Origin of the sequence: Herbaspirillum sp. AP02 (genome assembly GCF_015767275.1) — a bacterium.
Lineage (GTDB): Bacteria > Pseudomonadota > Gammaproteobacteria > Burkholderiales > Burkholderiaceae_D > Herbaspirillum.
In genome coordinates this window covers 270,073-285,874 of sequence record NZ_JADWMY010000008.1, presented here as the reverse complement: position 1 = coordinate 285,874, position 15,802 = coordinate 270,073, and the positions used below count along the sequence as shown (strand labels likewise).

The 15,802-nt window shown below is 60.6% G+C and carries 15 protein-coding genes; 6 read left to right on the top strand and 9 right to left on the bottom strand.

The window, feature by feature from the left end:
* Positions 1–38 precede the first annotated feature (38 nt).
* Both I5R65_RS17420 and I5R65_RS17415 read left to right on the top strand, forming a co-directional pair.
* Positions 39–509, top strand: a complete 471-nt coding sequence (locus I5R65_RS17420) for a phosphatidylglycerophosphatase A (protein ID WP_196872200.1) — start codon at positions 39–41, stop codon at positions 507–509.
* A gap of 132 nt (positions 510–641) precedes the next feature.
* Positions 642–1,124, top strand: coding sequence for a CinA family protein (locus tag I5R65_RS17415; RefSeq protein WP_180669091.1), 483 nt, complete (start codon positions 642–644; stop codon positions 1,122–1,124).
* A gap of 88 nt (positions 1,125–1,212) precedes the next feature.
* On the opposite strand, the gene pyrF is transcribed toward I5R65_RS17415, so the two are convergent.
* Positions 1,213–2,031: an orotidine-5'-phosphate decarboxylase gene (gene pyrF, locus I5R65_RS17410; RefSeq protein ID WP_180669090.1), complete on the bottom strand. Its 819-nt coding sequence runs from the start codon at positions 2,029–2,031 to the stop codon at positions 1,213–1,215.
* A 165-nt stretch (positions 2,032–2,196) separates the two neighbouring features.
* Between pyrF and I5R65_RS17405 the strand changes: the two genes are divergently transcribed.
* Genes I5R65_RS17405 through I5R65_RS17395 form a run of 3 tightly spaced genes read left to right on the top strand, consistent with a single transcriptional unit; the run spans position 2,197 to position 4,216 of the window.
* A complete protein-coding gene (locus tag I5R65_RS17405; protein WP_180669089.1) occupies positions 2,197–2,790 on the top strand; it encodes a LemA family protein in 594 nt (197 codons plus the stop codon).
* A gap of 21 nt (positions 2,791–2,811) precedes the next feature.
* Positions 2,812–3,687 (top strand): YgcG family protein, encoded by an 876-nt coding sequence (locus I5R65_RS17400; RefSeq protein WP_180669088.1) that lies wholly within the window; start codon positions 2,812–2,814, stop codon positions 3,685–3,687.
* A 1-nt stretch (position 3,688) separates the two neighbouring features.
* Positions 3,689–4,216: a TPM domain-containing protein gene (locus I5R65_RS17395; protein ID WP_180669087.1), complete on the top strand. Its 528-nt coding sequence runs from the start codon at positions 3,689–3,691 to the stop codon at positions 4,214–4,216.
* A gap of 6 nt (positions 4,217–4,222) precedes the next feature.
* Here I5R65_RS17395 and I5R65_RS17390 read toward each other — a convergent pair whose 3' ends face one another.
* The 7 genes from I5R65_RS17390 to dacB all read right to left on the bottom strand — a co-directional run bounded on the left by I5R65_RS17390 (position 4,223) and on the right by dacB (position 12,939).
* Positions 4,223–5,383 (bottom strand): JmjC domain-containing protein, encoded by a 1,161-nt coding sequence (locus I5R65_RS17390; protein WP_180669086.1) that lies wholly within the window; start codon positions 5,381–5,383, stop codon positions 4,223–4,225.
* Between the two features lie 10 nt (positions 5,384–5,393).
* Positions 5,394–6,182, bottom strand: a complete 789-nt coding sequence (locus I5R65_RS17385) for a hypothetical protein (protein ID WP_180669085.1) — start codon at positions 6,180–6,182, stop codon at positions 5,394–5,396.
* A 12-nt stretch (positions 6,183–6,194) separates the two neighbouring features.
* Positions 6,195–6,761, bottom strand: a complete 567-nt coding sequence (locus tag I5R65_RS17380) for a hypothetical protein (protein ID WP_180669084.1) — start codon at positions 6,759–6,761, stop codon at positions 6,195–6,197.
* Positions 6,762–6,921: 160 nt separating this feature from the next.
* Complete coding sequence (locus I5R65_RS17375) at positions 6,922–7,356, bottom strand: hypothetical protein (RefSeq protein ID WP_180669083.1); 435 nt, start codon at positions 7,354–7,356, stop codon at positions 6,922–6,924.
* A 114-nt stretch (positions 7,357–7,470) separates the two neighbouring features.
* Positions 7,471–8,841, bottom strand: coding sequence for an HlyD family type I secretion periplasmic adaptor subunit (locus I5R65_RS17370; RefSeq protein ID WP_180669082.1), 1,371 nt, complete (start codon positions 8,839–8,841; stop codon positions 7,471–7,473).
* Positions 8,842–8,878: 37 nt separating this feature from the next.
* Positions 8,879–11,044, bottom strand: a complete 2,166-nt coding sequence (locus tag I5R65_RS17365; protein WP_180669081.1) for a peptidase domain-containing ABC transporter — start codon at positions 11,042–11,044, stop codon at positions 8,879–8,881.
* A gap of 449 nt (positions 11,045–11,493) precedes the next feature.
* Positions 11,494–12,939 carry a D-alanyl-D-alanine carboxypeptidase/D-alanyl-D-alanine-endopeptidase gene (dacB, locus tag I5R65_RS17360; RefSeq protein ID WP_180669080.1) on the bottom strand — a complete coding sequence of 482 codons (1,446 nt, stop codon included), beginning with the start codon at positions 12,937–12,939 and terminating at the stop codon, positions 11,494–11,496.
* Between the two features lie 342 nt (positions 12,940–13,281).
* Between dacB and I5R65_RS17355 the strand changes: the two genes are divergently transcribed.
* Positions 13,282–14,487: a diguanylate cyclase gene (locus I5R65_RS17355; protein ID WP_180669079.1), complete on the top strand. Its 1,206-nt coding sequence runs from the start codon at positions 13,282–13,284 to the stop codon at positions 14,485–14,487.
* Between the two features lie 273 nt (positions 14,488–14,760).
* On the opposite strand, the gene I5R65_RS17350 is transcribed toward I5R65_RS17355, so the two are convergent.
* Entirely contained in the window at positions 14,761–14,943 is a 183-nt protein-coding gene (locus I5R65_RS17350) for a hypothetical protein (protein WP_180669078.1), read from the bottom strand.
* Positions 14,944–15,802: the final 859 nt, after the last annotated feature.

Sequence of the window (15,802 nt, the reverse complement as noted above, 5' to 3'; positions counted from 1 at the left end):
CACCCGCCCCGAAGAAACGCAAAGCGACCCCGCATTTCATGCTGGCCCATCCGGCCCACTGGATCGCCCAAGGTTTCGGCAGCGGCCTCTCGCCCATCATGCCGGGGACCGCAGGCACGCTGTTCGCCTGGCTCTCCTTTGCGGTGCTGTCCACCCGCTGGCCGCATGTCTTCACGGCCGCCAACTGGCTGGCCATCATCGTGGCCGGCTTCATCATCGGTATCTGGGCCTGCCATCGCACCGGCCAGGCGCTGAACTCGCCCGACGACGGCAGCATGGTGTGGGACGAGATCATCGCCTTCTGGCTGGTGCTGGTGCTGGTCACCCCGGCCAACCTCAAGACGCAGTTCGCGGCCTTCGTGGTGTTCCGCTTTTTCGACATGGTCAAGCCGCCGCCGATCGCCTGGTTCGACCGCCGCTTCAAGGGCGGCTTCGGCGTGATGTGGGACGACATCCTGGCCGCCTTCTATACCCTGCTGGTCTTTGCCTTCTGGCGCGCCTACTGGTAAGTGAACAATCAGCGCTGGTCCGATACAACAATGGCCGACATCGGAGTATGCTAGTTCGCGCAAGTTGATCAACCGACCGTGGTCCGCCCCGCACGACGGACAGAGACTGCGGCACAGCCGAGGATGACACTCATGGACAGCACGATAGACCTAGCCACCCGCGTGGGCCAGACTCTCAAAGCCAAGGGCCTGCTGCTGGCCACTGCCGAATCCTGTACCGGCGGCGGCATCGCCCACGCCATCACGGAGATCGCCGGATCGTCGGAATGGTTCGACTGCGGTTTCGTGACCTATTCGAACGCATCCAAGAATGAACTGCTGGACATTTCCGAAGCCCTGATCGCCCAGCATGGCGCCGTCAGCGAAGAGATCGCCGGTGCCATGGCCGAGGGCGCGGTGGCCAACAGCAGTTCCGACCTGGCCGTCTCCACCACCGGCATCGCCGGCCCCGGTGGCGCGGTGCCGGGCAAGCCAGTGGGTACCGTCTGCTTCGGCTGGCGGGTGGGCGACAAGACCTATACCGAGCGCCTGGTCTTCAAGGGCGACCGCCAGCAGGTACGCGCCCAGACGGTCGAGCATGCGCTGAAGGGCTTGCTCAAGCTGCTGGCAGATTGAATGCGGGCGAGCCGAATCCGGCCCCATCAAGACAAAGGCGGCGCTCCATCGGAGTCGCCGCCTTTTTCATGGCACCGTCGATTCAGGATCAGCGGAAGCGGTTGATCGCGTCACGCGTTTCGATGGCCACGCGGCGGGCGGCCGCGGCGAAGTCTTCGCCTTCCTGCGGCTTGGCGTACAGGATGGCGCGCGAGGAATTGATCATCATGCCGGTGCCGGTGGCGGTCCTGCCCGATTTCACGGTGGCTTCGACGTCGCCGCCCTGGGCGCCCACGCCCGGGACCAGCAAGGGCATGTCGCCGATGATGGCGCGCACCTGCGCCAGTTCATGCGGGAAGGTCGCGCCCACCACCAGGCCGCACTGGCCGTTGGTATTCCACTTCTCGGCCACCAGGCGCGCCACGTGCTGGTACAGCGGCTTGCCATCGACTTCCAGGAACTGCAGGTCCGAGCCGCCGGCATTGGAGGTGCGGCACAGCACGATCACGCCACGATCCTTCCACTCCAGGTAGGGCGAGACCGAGTCCCAGCCCATGTAGGGGCTGACGGTGACGACATCGGCGTCATAGCGCTCGAAGGCTTCGCGGGCATACTGCTCGGCGGTGGCGCCGATATCACCACGCTTGGCGTCCAGCACCAGTGGAATCTCGGGATAGTTGCTGCGCAGGTAGGCGCAGATACGCTCCAGTTGTTCTTCCGCGCCCAGCGCGGCGAAATAGGCGATCTGCGGCTTGAAGGCACAGGCGGCCTCGGCGGTGGCATCGATGATGGCGCGGCAGAATTCGAAGATCGCGTCCGGTTTGCCTTGCAGCTCGGCCGGGAATTTCTTGAGGTCGGGGTCCAGGCCCACGCACAGCAGGGAATTGCGCGAAGTCCACGCAGCGTTGAGTTTCTCGATGAATGTCACGGTGATGCCTTTAACTGAAAGATGCGCTATTGTAGCGCGCCGGCATGGCCGAACCTCGATATTTGACTGATGTTCAGCGGTTTTCCCGGAACATCGGGCACTTGGCGTGGATTTTCCGGTCTCATGCGCTCTCATTGCTTCACTTTTGCTACGAGGAAAGACAACATGAAAAAACTCTTCGCCTGGCTGGCCGTCGCCATGACGGCACTGACCCTCTCCGGCTGCGGCTACAACGAATTCCAGGCCAAGGACGAGGCCACCAAGGCCGCCTGGGGCGAAGTGGTCAACCAGTACCAGCGCCGCGCCGACCTGATCCCCAACCTGGTCAATACCGTCAAGGGCTATGCCTCGCACGAGAAGGACACTCTGGAAGCCGTCACCCGCGCCCGCGCCGCTGCCACCAGCTTCCAGATCACGCCCGAGGTGCTCAACGATCCGCAGGCCTTCGCCAAGTTCCAGCAGGTGCAGGGCGAGCTGTCCTCGGCGTTGTCGCGCCTGATGGTGGTGTCCGAGAACTACCCGCAGCTGAAGGCCGACGCCAGCTTCCGCGACCTGCAATCGCAACTGGAAGGCACCGAGAACCGCATCACCGTGGCCCGCCAGCGCTATATCGCGGCGGTCAAGGACTACAACATCCTGGCGCGCAGCTTCCCCACCAATATCACCGCCAAGTTGTTCAGCTATGAGGTCAAGCCCTCCTTCACGGTGGACAACGAAAAAGCCATCTCGACGGCTCCCGCGGTCAACTTCGGCAAATAAGCCACCGCCCCCCGATCCGCCATGCGCAAGCTGCTCATCACCTGCTGGCTGTTGATCTTCCTGAGCCTGGCTGGCCTGGCCCGGGCCGATGACGGCCTGGTCGCCGTGCCGCCCTTGTCGTCCCACGTCATCGACCAGATCCACCTGCTGCAGCCGCAACAGCAACAGGCGCTAGAAGGCGTCCTGACCGAGATCGAGCAGCGCACCGGCAGCCAGATCGCGGTATTGCTGATGTCCTCCACCGCGCCGGAAGCCATCGAGCAATACAGCATCCGCGTGGCCGATGCCTGGCAACTGGGTCGCAAGGGTGTGGATGACGGCGTGCTGCTCATCGTCGCCCGCGACAATCCCAAGTCGCTGCGGCGCCTGCGCATCGAAGCCGGACGCGGCGTGCAGGGCAGCCTCACCGATGCCCAATCCAGGCGCATCCTGGAAGACGTGATCGCACCGCATTTCCGCCAGAACGATTTCTACGGCGGCCTGGCCGCCGGCGTGACCGCCATCACCACCCTTCTGGAACAGGAAAAACTGCCCGCCGCCCAGCGCCACACCGGGCCTGTGCAGGCTGATGACGGTGGTGGCTGGTTGACGCTGATGGTGATCGTGCTATTCCTGGTGGTGTTCTTTGCCATGCTGCTCAAGTCGCGCCGCGGCACCCGCAACACGCTGGACAACAATGACTGGGGCCGTGGCCGGGGACGCGCCACCACGGCCGGCGTCATCATCGGCAGCATCCTCGACGAAGCGGCACGCCAGGCCGCCTCCGGACGCGGCTGGCCGCGCTCGGGGGGTGGCGGTGGTGGCGGTGGTGGAGGCTTTGGCGGCTCCTCCGGCGGTGGCGGGTTCTCCGGCGGTGGTGGCAGCTTCGATGGTGGCGGCGCTTCAGGAGACTGGTGACATGCCTCACAACACCCCAACCCCTTCCCTGCCGGCGCGCCTGCTGCGTCATCTGCGCAGCACCCGCACCACGGCGCGGCGTGCCTTCCCCTCGACCACGCTCAAGGCCATCCAGGCCAGCATCGGCGAAGGGGAGCAACGGCACCGGGCGCAGGTCCGCGTGATTGTCGAAGCCGCCTTGTCACTGGGTGCCGTACGACGCGGCGAAAGCGCCAGGCAGCGCGCCCACGAACTGTTTTCGCACTACCGCATCTGGGATACCGAAGAAAACTGCGGCGTGCTGGTCTACATCAACCTGGCCGACCGCAAGGTGGAAATCGTCGCTGATCGTGGCATCAATCGGCATGTCACGCGTGAGCAGTGGCAGCAGGTGTGCCGGCTGATGACGAGCGGTTATGCGCAAGGGAAATTCGAGGAATCTAGCCTCCAGGGGCTGGCCAGGCTCAATGCCCTGCTGGCGGAGGCGATGCCACTACGAGAAGGCGGCGGTGGGGAAAACGAGCTTTCAGACAGACCTTTGTTGCTTTGAATCCGGCTAGGCAGTCCTGCAGGAGCAGAGTATGTCCCGCTGGCAGAAATCTGTGAGCAACTGCCGCAACAGCGCCTTGTCTTCAACAGCCGAGTGTTCGAGCACAGTACAGAGAGAGACACCGGGCGACTCGCTGATAAACCTCAACGTCTCTGCCACCTGCGGATTCAGCGACATCTTTCTTCCGTCATGGATTAGGTAACCGAAGCTGAGACCACGAGCGCGATGTGCGCGCAACCTCAGGCCTGTCTCATCAGATAGGCGTGGCCCCCTGGCGTCCGCAAAATCCTCAAGCGCCAAGGAGGCTTCATCTCTCAGGCTCGAATGAAATTCGTCCATGAAACGCTCGTAGTTTTCTGGAGCGCGCATGAAACTGACGATTTCCCCCGCCAGTTCCTGAAGCACGGGTTCATCTGTGGCCCAATCGTCCAGGGATTTTCTGACGACGATGACATCTTGCATCTGGTGCATCGCCCATCCCAGGTAATCAACGACATAGGCCGGGAAGGTCCCCAGCGCCAAATGGAAACTGCCTTCGCCCAACGGCAATGGGTCGTGCCACCAACCGCGTGGAACATAGAGGACATCTCCGGCTTCGAGAATGAGATCCAGATACGGCTTCCTGGAATGGGGATATTTCGACTCATAGTCTTTGCTCTGCTGCGTGGAGAGTGGCAGTTCGAAGGTCGGTTCATAGATCAGCCAACGCTTGCGCCCGATGAGCTGGACGGCAAACACATCACGCGTATCCCAATGACTCCGGAACGAGCTCTTTTCGCCAAACACCGCGTAAGCACTGCTCACAACCTGCCGCCCGGTAAACTCTCCGACTGCACGGGCACAGGCACTCACCTTCGGCTCATGCTTGATCCTGTTTGCAATCAGGGTGGCGCCCTTGCGCATATAGTCATAGACGACGGGCTTGATAAGACGATGCCGAGCTGTCCCGATGTCCATATAGCGCTCGACATATTCCTTCTTGGGGCGCAGGCTGCCGTCATAAGACAGCTTGAAACTCGGATCTGCGACGTTACAGCGGTCAAATATTCCGCAAGCATCGCTCCATCCAAATGCGATATCACTTGCGCCGCCCTTGATGAGAAGCGGCTTCCTTTCCTGGTACTCATCGCGGAAAGCCTCCCGCGAAATGCCAAAATCGATACACATGAAAACCTCCTCAATGAGCGTGATAGTCGGTACCGTCAGCGAATGATCCGAAATTGAAGTAAGAAAAGTCAAAGTACCCACCTCCCGAAGACCCGCCGTAGTCGTCGTCCCAGGCAGACGCATTCGAACCGGAGAAGTAATTTGACACGCCCAGCGGCCCCACCAGGATCTCGCCTGCAGGAGGTTCTGCTACGGACGTTTGAGGCATCTCTTGAGGAGCGACCCAGGGATTCGGCGTTCCCGACCACCAGTCATTCAATGGCGATTGGAAGTAGTCATCAAAACCACGTGGTCCCTCCTCATTTTTTTCAATCCCTATCAGCCCGCCGCCAGGAATAAGTGGGTTCTTCAATGAAGAAAATTTTTCGATATTGCGCATTGGATGCAAGTCCCCCTCGAATCTCTCGGGGTTCATGCCGACTTGCTCAAGACCCTTCCAGACAAAGTCGACGCAACTGTTTGTCGCGGCGTGGTAATGCTGCTTATCGAATCCGTATGACTCCGAATCGTTTATGAACCGCTCAATTGCCCTAACTTGGCTGTCGGTAATTGCATAAGTAGCGGTGAAGTAAGAATTTCCAGCGTAAGACTCTTTGTCTGTTTCGATTATTCTTCCTGAGACGGATGTGACGCCGCTTTTTGTTTCAGTAGGGCCAAAACCTGCCTGAGAAGAAGTGCCGTCGGATCTAACTATCTCCATCCAGACATGACCAGCTAAAGAAGGCGAAATATGGCCACTAGGATGTGTGTACAGGGTTCCGGGCGCCTCGATGTTCAGCTTGAGCAATGCATTTTCCATTTCTACTCCTCATCAAAATTTCCGCGTATCTTTTTCGAACGCGAATAAGGTTGTGAAATCGATTTGCGGCAAGGGAGCCAAATTTTCCAAACGAACTCGATAGATTCCCTCGGGCAGTAAATCCAGGAACAATGCTTGTGCGCGCCAAATTTCTTTATCCTGGTTCATGTATTGACTAAAGGCCGGACTCCGTTCCTTGAAAATCCGGTCAACACTTCTCGTATTACTCTTTTCCAAAGGATCGATCTGCAAGCGAATCCTGAAAGGAAATGGCAATACTTCGTCATTTGCACCAAGCCAACCTTTGTGTACTCTGCGCAAGTTCTCTTTTTTCTTCATAGGCCAACTACGGTCTTCGACCAAAATCAAGTAAAGACCATGTGCCCTGTCAGCCTTCCCAACTTTGACCAGTACATCAAGCCGCTCCCCCCCTTTCTGCAGAGGGAAAGGCAAATAGGATCTGCTCTCATAAACCTTTCCGGCAATCGCAGACTCCGCCGCCCCCCCAGTCCCGCTCCTAACAACAAAGCCAAGTCCGATCAAGCCGATCAGCTTTCTAAGTTTTTTCTTGATCAACAATTTTCATCTCCTGTTAATTGGTTCTTCATCAGTACTTCCGTGTGTCCTTCTCAAACGCAAACAACGTTGAAAAATCGACCTGTGGAACAGGTGACAGATTTTCCAAGCGAACCCGATAAACTCCTTCTGGCAGCACGCTTAAGTGCAATGCTTGCGCCCGCTAAATTTCCTTGTCTTGATTCGCGTATTGGCTAAATGCTGGACTACGATCTTTTACGATCAGATCTATTCCTGTGGCATTTCCTTTTTCCAGAGGATCTATCTGCAAGCGAATTCTGAAGGGGTAGGGCAGCGTTCCTTCCTCTCCGAACATCCAACCTCGGTATAGCCTGCGTAAGTCCTCCACTTTCTTCGCAGGCCAACTAAGGTCCTCGACCAGAATCAGATAGAAGCCGTATGCCCGATTGGTCTTCTCCACCTTGACAAGAACATCAAGTTTCTCCCCTCCTTTCTGCACAGGGAAAGGCAAATAGGATCTGCTCTCATAGATCCTGTTGGCAGCCACGGAGTCCGCCGCATGCCCAATCGAGTTCTTGGCAAGCAAACCCAATCCGATCATGCCTATGAGTTTTCTAAGTTTTTTCTTGATCATCATTTTTCATTTCCTTAATTTTTCACAGTTTTCAAATCACCAAATTCAAAAGTTCCAGGCGCCTCCTTTCCTTTAATTGAATAAGATCCCAGCGACATCGCCGAATCTGCCCGACCCTCAGCGCGTCTTCAAACCCTCATCAAGGTTCTTGATAATCGGTCCGAGCAGAAAATCTATGACCCGCCGCCGGTCCGTGACGATGTCGGCCTGCACGCTCATGCCTATGCTTACCGGATACGGCAAGCCATTGCGCATGAGCTTGGTGCTGTCCGGCTTGATGTGCAGGCGATACACCAGGCTCCCTTTGAGCGGCAGGGCAGACATGTCCGCTCCCTTCGCTGTCGTGGCCGGATCACCGCCAGCCGGGGCCCGGAATTCCGCATCCGGGCTGATCCAGGTAACTTCGCCAGACAGGCTTCCGTATTGCTGGTAAGGGAAGGCATCGACCTTGATGTCCACGTGCTGGCCCACGCGCACGAAGCCGGCGTCTTCGTTGGAGAGCGTGGCTTCGATCATCAGGGGCATGTTGTCCGGGACGATGGTGGCAATGACCTGACCAGGCATGACCACCCCGCCGAGCGTGTTGACGGAGAGGCTCTGTACCTGTCCGTCCACCGGGGCGCGCAGTACCTTCTGTGACATCAATTGCGCGATCCTGGCCTGGTCGCTCTGCGCTGCCGCCATCAGGGCCTGCTTTTCCTGGACCTGCGCCAGCAGGGAACTGCGATGTTCCGCTTCCAGGAATTGCAGGCGCTGCTGCGCGGCCAGATGTTCCTGGCGCGCCGCCTTGGCTGCGGCGCGCTGTGAGGCCAGTTCGGCGGCCAGGCTGGCGGCGGCGTCCTGCAATCTGAGGTATTCGAAATGGGAGATGGACTCGCCGGCATAGGGCCTGACCCGCTCAACACGCTCCAGCGCGGTGACCAGGTTGGCCTCCAGCTTGGCGATCAGGGCCGTGGCGGCGGTTTCCTGCATCAGCCGGTGCTGGCGATTACGTTCGGCCTCCGCCGCTCTGGCCTGATGGGCGTGACACTGCGCAGTGAACAAGGCACGTTGGGCCTGGATGGTTTCCGGCAATGCATCGGTGACGTCGAAGACGGGTTCGCGATCCTCCAGAATGGCCTGCAGGCGTTCCATCTCCAGACGCAACTGGGTCAGCTTCTGCATCACCGCCTTGTGTTCTGCCAGGTTGATGGTGTTGTCCAGCTCCAGCAGCAATTCCCCCGCTTTGACACGCTGGCCGTCCCTGACGTGGATGGCGCGCACCAGCGAGATCTCCGCCGCATGCAGCAGCTTGGTCTTGCCTTCGGGCAGCACCTTGCCCGGCGCCATCGCAGCCACATCGATACGGGCCACGCATGCCCAGACCAGCATCACGGTAAACAGACACAACAGCAGCCACAGCACGGGCCTGCCGGGCGGGCGGCCCCAGTCGCCCACCATGTCTTGCCAGGCCGCCTGCGATTGGCTGTCCGCAGTATCGGGCCGCACGCGGCTGCGCCAAGGAAATTGGACCGGGAGCTTGAATTCAACGCCGGGGCGCATGATCGACGCCTCCGTTCTGCTGCCCGTCATGTGCATAGAGACGACGATACAGGCCGTCCTGCTGCATCAGTTCGTCGTGGGTTCCCGCCTCGACGAACCGACCCTGGTCCAGTACCAGAATCCGGTTGGCGTGTCGTACCGTGCTCAGTCGGTGCGCGATGACCAGCAGCGTGCAGTTCTCGCAGGCGGTGCGCAGTTTCTGCTGGACCCGGCTTTCGGATTCGTAGTCGAGGGCGCTAGTGGCTTCGTCCAGGATGAGTATCCGGGGGCGCGCATAGAGTGCCCGGGCGATGGCGATTTTCTGGCGCTGGCCTCCCGAGAGCAGGATGCCGCCACGCTCGCCGACGACCGTGTCATAGCCCTGCGGCAGAGCCATGATGAAGGCGTGGGCATCGGCCAGTTCGGCGGCGGCCATGATGGTGTCGAGGTCGGTATTGCCATCACGGATGGCAATGTTCTCGGCGATGCTGCCGCTGAACAGGAAGATGTCTTGCGGGACCACGCTGATCTGCGCACGCAGGGCAAGCGGATCATGGCGGCTGATATCGATGCCATCCATCAGGATGCTTCCCTCGGTGGGGAGATACAGACGGTGCAGCAACTTGGCCAGGGTACTCTTGCCGCAGCCGCTGCGTCCGACGATGCCGACGACTTCGCCGGGCGCCGCCACCAGCGAGATGCCGGCCAGTACGGCGGGGGATTGCGGCGTATAGCGGAATACCAGGTCCGTGACCTGGATCTTTCCGATCAGATTTGCCGGGGTCAACTGCGTGCCTTCGCTTTCCACCTCAGGCCAGGCGCTCATGATCTCACCCAGCGCATCGCTGGAAATCTTCAATTGTTGCAACTCCTGCCACACCTGGACCACATGCGTCATCGGGTGAATGAATCGCAGGGCCAGCATCTGGAAGGCAATGACCTGCCCTACCGACAGCTCTCCGGTCAGGACCAGGTGGGACCCCAGCCACAGCGCTGCCAGGACCACCGCGCGCTGGACCAGCAGATTGAAGGCTGCATTCATGCTGTTCAAGCCGCTGGCTCGGCGCGTCGCCGCCACCTGGGCAGACAGTGCCTGCTGCCAGCGGGTGAGCATGGCGGCCTCGATGGCGAGGGCCTTGATGGCGTGGATGCCTGAAATCAGCTCCAGCAGCACGCCGCCGGCCTTGGTAGCCATTGCATGTTTGCTGGCCAGCGCACGACGCATCAACGGCCTCGCAACGAGAGAAAAAACCACGAGGACGGGGATGGTCATCAGCACCAGCAAGGTCAGGGTAGTGCTGTAGCTGAACATGACGGCGAGAAAAACCACCGTGAAGATCAGGTCCACCACGCCGGAAAGGGAAGACCCGGTCAGGATCTGCCGGATCGACTCCATCTCCTTCGCCTGCGACAGCAGCGCGCCTATCGTGCGTGATTCGAAATAGCGCAACGGCAGGCGCAGCAGATGGCGCAGCACGCGCATGCCGAGCAGGGCATCAATGCGCGAGGAGACGTATGACAGCAACCTTGCTCGCAACACCGAGAACGTCGCCTCGAAGCTGATGAGCGCAATCATGCCTATACCCAGCACCTGTAGGGTGGCCAGGTTGCGATGGTTGAGCACCTTGTCGATGATCACCTGGCTGAACAAGGGAATGGCCAGCGCAAACAGTTGCATGACCAGCGAGGCAGCGAGGATTTCCCACACCAGTACGCGCTGGGCCAGTAGTGGCCGCAGCAGTTCCAGCAGACCGAAGGCCTCTTTGCGGCCGCTTGCTTCGGGCAGCGCATCCAGTTCAATCAGGCGCCGCGGTGGATCCAGACTGAACGCGTCGAGAGGCATGAAGCAGGGTTGCTCAGGTGCAGCAGGGTCGAAAAAGACCAGGTGCTGTGGCTCCATCCTGATCAGCAGTCGCCATCCTTGAGCAGGCCATTCGACCAGCGCAGGCAATCTGATGCGCCCATCCCGCACATCATCGCGGCGCCTTGCCCTGCCCCGCATTCCGCATTGCTGCGCCATGACTGCAATATCGCTACCTGCTTTCATGCCAACCGTGGCCGCCTGCCATCGGTCCGGGTCGATGACGATGCCTTGCAGGGAGGCTGCGACGCGCAGGCAGGCCAGCGCGTGCTGACGGCCCTTGTTGGTTGCTTCGGCGAACTGGTTCATGTCTTGTCCTCGTGCTCCATTCATTCAGCAGCCCCACATTGATCGATGTTTGAACGGGATGGTCGTGCGCCACATGGCTCGGATGACAATATCAATAATAAGAATCATTTACATCGTTCCTTGGAACAAGGCTGCGATCGGGACGATGCTCGCCGTCATCCACGCAAAAGAAGGAAGAAGTGAAGCTAAAGACGCGTATGACTGCCACCGCATGCGGGCTACAGCAATCGTGTAGTGATTCCTCAAAGGGTCATGATGCCCAGTGAAGTATCGAATTGGCTGACCAATTCCGACGGACCGGGGGCGATGGACGAGGGGTCAATGAGGGGGCAGAAAACGGACGCCGTGTTGTCCGTCGGGTCGGGCGTAATCAAAAAAAAACCGCTGATTCAGACGAATCAGCGGCGCGTAGCTTCGGTACTACTTGAGGGAATCAGCGACGACAGGCCCTAGCCATTCTCGTACACCCACTGCAGCAAGGCATCCTGCGCCTTCTGCCCATTGGGGGCGGCGGCGTGGTTGATCAGAAACACCACCACATAGGTCTTGCCCGAGGCGGCCTGCACGTAGCCGGCAATCGAGCGCACATCGTTCAAGGTGCCGGTCTTGATGTGGGCCTGGCCGGCCACGCTCTGCGTCTTCAGGCGCCGGCGCATGGTGCCGTCATAGCCCACCAGCGGCAACGAGGAAACGAATTCCGGCATCAATGGCGAGCGATAGGCCTGCACCAGCACGCTGGCCAGTAGCGAGGGCGTGACGCGTTCCACCCGCGACAGGCCGGCGCCATTCTCGATGGCCAGGCCGCTGGTATCGATACCCTTGTCGTTGAGCCAGCCGCGTACGGCACGCGCCGCATTGACAGTATCGCCTGGCTGCCCGGTCATCTCGGCGCCCAGCGTGAGCAGCACCTGGCGCGCCATGACGTTGTTGCTGTACTTGTTGATGTCGCGGATGACTTCCGGCAGCGTCGGCGACTGCACCTCCACCATCAGCCGCGCCGAGGGGGTAACCACCCCGTTGACCACGCGCCCGGAAAAACTGCCGCCCAGCTCGGTCCACATCTGGACAAAACTGGCGCCGACATACTGCGCATTGTTCATGCGATAGGGATGCACGTACCACACCCGGGGGCCGCAATCGGCGGCATAGGTGCCGCCAAAACTGGCACCATTGAGGTCGTTGTTGAGCATCAGCTTGCCCTGCCAGTCACCGCAAGGCTCCTGCGACAGGCGCGGCGGAGTGATGGTGAAACCGGCCATGGGCGGGTCCATGCTGACGTTGACCACGCCGGCGGCGGCATCCGGCTCGAAGCGGAAGGCCTGGGTGCGGTAGTTCAGCAGCAAGGCATCGGGGCCGGCGTTGTAGGGCTTCTGCGGATCGCCATCGAACTGCGAGGGATCATAGCTGGACTCGGCAAAATAGCTACGGTCCAGCACCAGGTTGCCGCGGATGTCCTTGATGCCGCGCGCGCGCAACTGGCGCAGGAACAGCCAGAAATTCTCCAGCACCAGCTTGGGATCACCACCGCCCTTGAGGATCAGGTCGCCATTGAGCAGGCCACCGGCGAGACTGCCATCGATGTAGGCCTGGGTCTTCCAGGTGAAGGTCGGCCCCAGCATCTCCAGCGCGGCATCGGTGGTCACCAGCTTCATGACCGAGGCAGGATTGAAAGGCTGGCCGACATTGCTGGATGCCAGCAGGCGCTTGCCGCTCTCGGCATCGACCACCACCACGCCGGTGTTCTGCTGCGGGATATGCGCCACGCGCAGCGCGCCCACCACCGGTGGCGGCAGGCCCTGCGCGAAGACCGCGGAAGCGGGGGCCAGCAGCGCGATGGCCAGCGTGAAGGACGACAGGGAGAGGCGGCGCAGCGCAGGAGAAGAGAGACGGAACATGATCAGCGGGTCGACGGGAAGCAGGCATTATAGGGGATCGACAATGTCGCTTGCGCCGACGGGAGTGGCCGGGATCAACCCTGCTGCATCGGGGCATCACGGCGTCACACCGCCGTGCGACACTGCCACCCCACTGACAAACGGACCTCGGCAAGGGTTCCCGCCCTGTTCCAGATCAAGGCTCGCGCACGCCGGGCCGATCCAGACTTGCCTGCAATGTGATAGTGGGGTTACGCTTGCGCACCCCTTTTTTGAATCGGTACGTACGTCATCGCACTGGCCCTGCAATTACGCCTGATGGCCAGCCCCGAGTGGACCGGATCGAAAGAACACCAGCACATCATGCCATCCCGTTCCAACAACGAGCAGCGCACCAGATCGCGCTCACGGCCAGCGCTGCTGCGGGCGCTACGCGAGCTGATCGACCCGGTGGCACTTTACCGCCAGCGCCCGGGCCGGGCCGACGACATGCCGCCGGAAGCCTTGATCGGCAAGGGAGTGCGCTTCGTACAGCGGATCTATCGCTTGCGGGTCATCGGTCTGGGGGTCGGTTTCTTTTGCGTGGCAGCCGGCTTCCTGCAGAATCCGGTGACCTGGCCGCTCTGGCTGGCGCTGTTCGGCCACGGCTACCTGTGGCCGCACATGGCACGCCACTGGGCGCTGAAAAGCGCCGTCCCGTATCGCGCCGAGCGGCGCAACCTGGTCATCGATGCCGCCATCGGGGGCTTCTGGATCGCTGCCCTCAACGGCAACCTGGTACCCAGTGCGGTCATCATCTCCATGCTGTCGATGGACAATATCGCCGCCGGAGGGCTGCGGCTCTTCATGCGCGGGCTGTATGCCAGCATCGTGGCCTGCCTGCTGGGCTGGTGGCTGCTGGATGCGCGCTTCCTGCCACAGTCCGACCTGGCCACCATCCTCGCCTGCCTGCCGATGATGGCGCTGTATCCGCTCGCGCTGGGCAAATCCACCTATGAGATGTCCAAAAAGCTGGCCGAGCGCTCACGCGAGTTCGAGATCGTCAGCCAGACCGATGGCCTGACCCGACTGTTCAATCGGCGTTACTGGGAAAGCCTGCTGATCGCGGAATTCGAACAGCGCAGCCAGGGGCCAAGCAGTTCCCACCAGGCCTTTCTGCTGTTGCTGGATCTGGACCACTTCAAGAGCATCAACGATACCCATGGTCACCTGACCGGCGACGAGGTGCTGCGCAATTTCTCACGCCTGCTGCGTGGCGCACTACGCGCAGATGATCTTATCGGCCGCTATGGTGGCGAGGAATTCGTGGTCATCCTGCGTGACATCGCACCCGTCGAAGCGCTGCGGCTCTCGCAGCGCCTGGTCGAGGCGGCACGCAGCGCCGATGAAGCAAACAATTTATATGGTTGCACCGTCAGCGCCGGCCTGGTGCCCTTCTCGGCGGACATGGAAGCCCACTTCGTCTGGTTGCAGCGCGCCGACCATGCCATGTACTGCGCCAAGGAAAGTGGACGTGATCGACTGGTGGTGTGGGATGCCAGCCTGGCGCGCAAGAACGGAACGCCCTGAACAGCTGCCATCGGCGATGATGGGGAGAACGGGGAAGACGATGAAAAAGCCCGGGGATGATCTGCCAGAGCGCACAGGCAGACGAGGAAAAGCAGACGCAAAAAAGGCCGATGTTTTCGGGGCCGCCACGAGACCACTGTGAAAACATCGACCTAGGGAAATCAAGGCGGGGCGATCGGCAAACTCAAAGAATAGGCTGGTTCCCTGGAAATGCCTGCACCGATGCCCCGGCCATTGCCGCAACGAGCGGCAAAGCGGGCCGTAGAAAGCCCGCTAAATTAGCACTGGCAGTGCCTCCAGTACTAAAAGCGCGAGCAGCGCGCCAAATACCGCGCCCACTGCTCTCAAACTGGTTCGGACCATCCGTGACCCCACCGGGACCTCCCCGCACAACAACAAGCCCGCCAGGGCCATCGGGAGGAAGAACATGAGGTTGTTCATGATGAGGTTGGGCATGATGCGTCTCCTGGTCGAGTTTCTTGGTCTTGCGCGTGGTGCGCGTACTCTTGATGGGGCTTGCCTCTTTTCGAGTATAGGTCGCACACCATGGAAGACAAGGCGAGGTCAGGAACAATCGGTGCTGCACAGCAGCGCAGGCATGGCCCGGAGATGCCCGTCGGGCGGCCCTGACAAAGGACTGACAACCTGCACCACAGCTGTTGCACATGCACAAATTTTTGGCAAGATCGGGCGATTTGGCTTGACCCTGTTTTCTGCGCGGGCGTAAAATTCGCCCGTTCTCATTTTCTGGAGTCCCTCTCATGGGCACTTGTTCGGGTGACAGTTGTTGCCGGTTAATTCCGGGTTAAGCCTCAGCAAGGATTTCAGCAGGACTTCTTCCTGTCGTCATCTTGCACAAGGCAGATGACGGCATCTCATGTCGGTAGCGCGCAGCCTGTTTGACGGGTTTCCCCAGCGCCCTGGCGACAGCGATATTCCCTCACAACGACAGATCGACGATCGACCGCCGCAGACACGGCGGCATAACGCATGCATCACCACGCCTTGCCAGCCCTGCGCTGCGCCGGGCTGGCCTTTGCCTGCCGCCTGCCGCATGCACGCCCGCCTGGCCCATCGCCATGCGCGGCCTGCTCTGCTTGCGCCATCAGGCGCCGATGACGGGGCTCCGCTCAACCAGGCGGAGGCTGCACACATTCCATGAATACGCGAAGACCCAGCGCGCCCTGCCCGCTCGCCCGCGCCCTCGCTGGCGGGGACCGGCCACGGCGCTGATCCGAGGCCGGCAAGTCCAAGCGCTTGCCGGTGCGATGCACATCCTTCGTCCCCGGGACGAAGACCAACAAGAAAAGAAGCA

Bases quoted from the DNA above. Each gene is read 5' to 3' on its own strand.
- I5R65_RS17375 (WP_180669083.1), bottom strand. From the start codon at position 7,356: ATGATGATCAAGAAAAAACTTAGAAAACTCATAGGCATGATCGGATTG.
- I5R65_RS17390 (WP_180669086.1), bottom strand. From the start codon at position 5,383: ATGTGTATCGATTTTGGCATTTCGCGGGAGGCTTTCCGCGATGAGTAC.
- I5R65_RS17405 (WP_180669089.1), top strand. From the start codon at position 2,197: ATGAAAAAACTCTTCGCCTGGCTGGCCGTCGCCATGACGGCACTGACC.
- dacB (WP_180669080.1), bottom strand. From the start codon at position 12,939: ATGTTCCGTCTCTCTTCTCCTGCGCTGCGCCGCCTCTCCCTGTCGTCC.
- I5R65_RS17420 (WP_196872200.1), top strand. From the start codon at position 39: ATGCTGGCCCATCCGGCCCACTGGATCGCCCAAGGTTTCGGCAGCGGC.
- I5R65_RS17400 (WP_180669088.1), top strand. From the start codon at position 2,812: ATGCGCAAGCTGCTCATCACCTGCTGGCTGTTGATCTTCCTGAGCCTG.
- I5R65_RS17350 (WP_180669078.1), bottom strand. From the start codon at position 14,943: ATGCCCAACCTCATCATGAACAACCTCATGTTCTTCCTCCCGATGGCC.
- I5R65_RS17385 (WP_180669085.1), bottom strand. From the start codon at position 6,182: ATGGAAAATGCATTGCTCAAGCTGAACATCGAGGCGCCCGGAACCCTG.
- I5R65_RS17355 (WP_180669079.1), top strand. From the start codon at position 13,282: ATGCCATCCCGTTCCAACAACGAGCAGCGCACCAGATCGCGCTCACGG.
- I5R65_RS17365 (WP_180669081.1), bottom strand. From the start codon at position 11,044: ATGAACCAGTTCGCCGAAGCAACCAACAAGGGCCGTCAGCACGCGCTG.
- I5R65_RS17415 (WP_180669091.1), top strand. From the start codon at position 642: ATGGACAGCACGATAGACCTAGCCACCCGCGTGGGCCAGACTCTCAAA.
- I5R65_RS17395 (WP_180669087.1), top strand. From the start codon at position 3,689: ATGCCTCACAACACCCCAACCCCTTCCCTGCCGGCGCGCCTGCTGCGT.